The sequence below is a fragment of the Syntrophorhabdaceae bacterium genome (assembly GCA_035541755.1).
In the GTDB taxonomy this organism is placed as follows: Bacteria; Desulfobacterota; Syntrophorhabdia; order Syntrophorhabdales; family Syntrophorhabdaceae; genus PNOF01.
On record DATKMQ010000127.1, the window covers coordinates 1 to 3,343 of the forward strand.

Sequence of the window (3,343 nt, forward strand, 5' to 3'; positions counted from 1 at the left end):
CCTTCCGGGTTCACGTAGATCAGCCCCATCTGCACGGCAGCAAGCGGGTTTTCGAGGTCCCGCTCTCCGGAATAGCGCTTGTCGCCGCCCAGCCAGGTCTTCTCGGCGCCCCAATAGACATCCTGATCCGGCTCCCACACGTCCTCGCGACCGCCGCCGAAACCGAAGGTCTTGAATCCCATCGTTTCCAGAGCAACGTTGCCGGTGAGGACCATCAGGTCGGCCCAGGAAATCTTCCGGCCGTACTTCTGCTTGATCGGCCAGAGCAGTCGTCGCGCCTTGTCCAGGCTGACGTTGTCCGGCCAGCTGTTGAGAGGCGCAAAGCGCTGTTGGCCCCTGCCGCCGCCACCACGGCCGTCACCGGTGCGATATGTGCCTGTGCTGTGCCACGCCATACGGATGAACAATGGCCCGTAGTGACCAAAGTCTGCCGGCCACCAGTCCTGCGAGTTGGTCATCAGCGCCGCGAGATCTTTCTTCACAGCCGCCAGGTCGAGGCTCTTGAACTCCTTGGCGTAGTTGAAACCGTCGCCCATCGGATTGGACTTGGAGGAATGCTGGTGCAGGATATCGAGTCTCAACTGGTTCGGCCACCAGTCTCGGGTCGACGTACCGCTGGCTGCAGTGTTTGCTTGAGTCTTGCCCGTTACCGGGGACTTGCTTTCTTCATTCATAATAGGTCCTCCTTTCATCCTGATTTACATGAGTTATGTTTGTCTTTGCACTTCCGTTACGCTTTTTTATCTTTTATCCGGAACCATTCCAGATTAGTAGTCAAAAAAATTCAAGCAAACCCCTTACAAAGACCTGCTGTGCCGTTTACCGCCGTTGTCAATGGCCCCTGCCTTGCTCTTCGCACATTCTCCGCAATACCCGTAATATTCTAACCTGTTCCTTGTGATCATGAAGCCTGTTTTTTTTGCGATGCTCCTTTGATCCAGAGTAACAGGGGCCTCGTAATCTACGATCCTCCCGCATTGCTCGCATATGAGGTTGATGTGCTCATCCAGATTACCCTCGATTCGGTTCTCCTTCCCGTCAAACTCAAGGGATTTGATGATTCCATGGCGGGATAATTCTTTTATGTTTGCATAAACGGATGACAGGCTCAGGTGAGCGCCTTTCTTCTTGGCTCCCCTGTATATGAAGGGTGCACTGGGATGCAGATGGCCCTTTCTGACCAGCACATCAATAACGGCAAGCCGCTGACTCGTCAGTCTCAGCCCCCTCTCCTTCAGTTGCCGAATGATGGATTCTTTCGTCATCATATTTTATCTGGAACCATTCTCGATAATAATTCTAATCTCCATTGAACGGCACGTCAAGTCAATCTTTTGAAATAAACAACGAACGCGATTATTCGAGCATTGCCATTTGAAATGTTGCAAAATAATAAGTATTTACGGGTTGTCGATTACAAGAAGGAAGTCGCGACATGGCTGATCATCGGCCTTGGAAAAGTCGGTTTTTGTGCAGTACACCTATGAGTCTTCGGGTATGGTCTCAGCGGATCACAGAATATTACCAGTTGAGCTTTCCCTAATAAAGTGGACACGCAGTTAAGTTTCACCAAGGAGCCTTTCATACTGATCCGGGCTCCTGTACCCCAGGGCCGAGTGCCTCCTCTGACGATTATAAAACGCTTCCACGTACTCAAAGATACTGAGCCGTGCCTCCAACCTGGAACGGTACCTCTCCCCGTGAACCAGTTCCGTCTTGAGTGTACCCCAAAACGACTCCACATAGGCGTTATCGTAGCAATTGCCGCTTCGGCTCATACTCGGGATCATGCCGTATTCCTTCAGCAGCTCCTGATAGGCATAGCTGGCATACTGCCGACCCCGATCCGAATGGTGGATCAACCCTGCAGAGGGACGCTGCCTGCCCGCTGCCTCTCGGAGCGCCGCTGAAGCCAACTCCTGGGAGAGCGTCTCACTCCTGGACAACCCCAAGACCCTCCGGCTCTTCACATTCATCACGACGGCCACATAGAGCCACCCCTCCGAGGTCGGAACAAACGTAATATCCGATGCCCAAACCCCCTCGGTCTGTCTCCGGCCGATCAGCAAGTTTGCCGCCAGCGCATACGCATGCCGTGAATCGGTCGTCCGCCGGAATCGCCTCCTCTTCACCTCACCGCAGATCCCGTGATCCTTCATGATCCGGGCCACCCGGTTCTTGCCGCATTGGAAGCCCTTCTCCCGGAGCTCCACGGTGATCCGCGGACTCCCGTACAGCCTTCGGCTTTGCGCGTGAAGCTGTCGGATCTGCCCCAACAGCTCCTCATTGTCGGTCCACCGTCGGCTCGGCTGACGCTTGCGCCAGGCATAATAGCCGCTTCTCGATGCCCTCAGCACCGTACACATCGTCGCGACCCTGTAGATCCCTCGGTGCTCTTCCATGAAGCCATACGTCATTTGCTTGGTTTGGAGAATGCGGCCAAGGCTTTTTTTAAAATGTCCCTCTCTTCCTTCACCTTCTCTAAGGCCTTCCGCAACTGCCGGATCTCCGCATTCTCCGGCTTGACACGGCCCCTGCCCACAAAGGCTTTATCCCCCTCCGTCAGCATTCTCCGCCTCCACAGATGAAGCAGATTCGGGTGGATATCCAGCTCCTGGGCAACCTTGCCCACCGGCATCCCCTTCTCCGTGACCAGTTGGACCGCATTCACCTTGAACTCGCGGGTAAAATAACGACGCTTATCTTCTTTCCCCATAGCCATGCCTCCTGTACCATCATACTAATCTTCATGGCTGTCCATCAATATGGGGAAAGCTCAAGTTGAACTGAATAAAAAACGGGGCCATTCCTGACCCCGATCTGTAAAGCTCTGTTGATGTGTGTTTATCTTCTTCGCAGACCTGCCAGTCCGACCATACCGAGCCCAAGAAGAAGCATTGTGGTGGGCTCGGAAACTGAAGTGGTATTAGGGGGTGACTTTCTTCAATGAGCCCTGAATTTGATTTTGTGACCAGCTACGTACATAATGCAGATAGTTCGGGAACGCGCGATCTCTGGTCAGGGTCATAGTTGTAAATGCGGTAGACGCTTGGAATGAGAAAATTATTTTGTATTCCCCCGGCGATGACTCCTCGACATTCCCTTCCACTCTGGGATTGCAGCGAGCGGGTAAGGACACCGCATTGCCCTTGGTGGATCTAGGCGTAAAGTTTCCATAGCAGTACAGGACCGTTGCCTTCGGAACATTGATTTTCTCGATTACAATCCCGATTCTCTGCCCTATATCCAGCATTCCTTCCCATTTTCCGAGGAAATTTGCCAAGTCAGGATTGAGACCATCTGCTGACGCTATCTTCATGTCGGCCGGGTAGGGAATGTCGTC

General features: G+C 53.2%; 4 protein-coding genes. All 4 read right to left on the reverse strand.

Going from position 1 to position 3,343, the window contains the following annotated elements; all coding sequences use genetic code 11:
* On the reverse strand, positions 1 to 674 hold a 674-nt coding region (locus VMT62_12875), incomplete at its 3' end, for a peroxidase family protein (protein ID HVN97314.1).
* A 123-nt stretch (positions 675 to 797) separates the two neighbouring features.
* Complete coding sequence (locus VMT62_12880; GenBank protein HVN97315.1) at positions 798 to 1,268, reverse strand: Fur family transcriptional regulator; 471 nt, start codon at positions 1,266 to 1,268, stop codon at positions 798 to 800.
* A gap of 291 nt (positions 1,269 to 1,559) precedes the next feature.
* Positions 1,560 to 2,722, reverse strand: a protein-coding gene (locus VMT62_12885) for an IS3 family transposase (protein ID HVN97316.1) whose coding sequence is annotated in 2 segments (ribosomal slippage) — positions 1,560 to 2,455 and positions 2,455 to 2,722 — 1,164 coding nt in all. Because the reading frame shifts where the segments join, the coding sequence is not laid out codon by codon here.
* 204 nt (positions 2,723 to 2,926) lie between these two features.
* Positions 2,927 to 3,343 (reverse strand): hypothetical protein (locus VMT62_12890; GenBank protein HVN97317.1); only part of this gene is annotated, 417 nt, incomplete at its 5' end.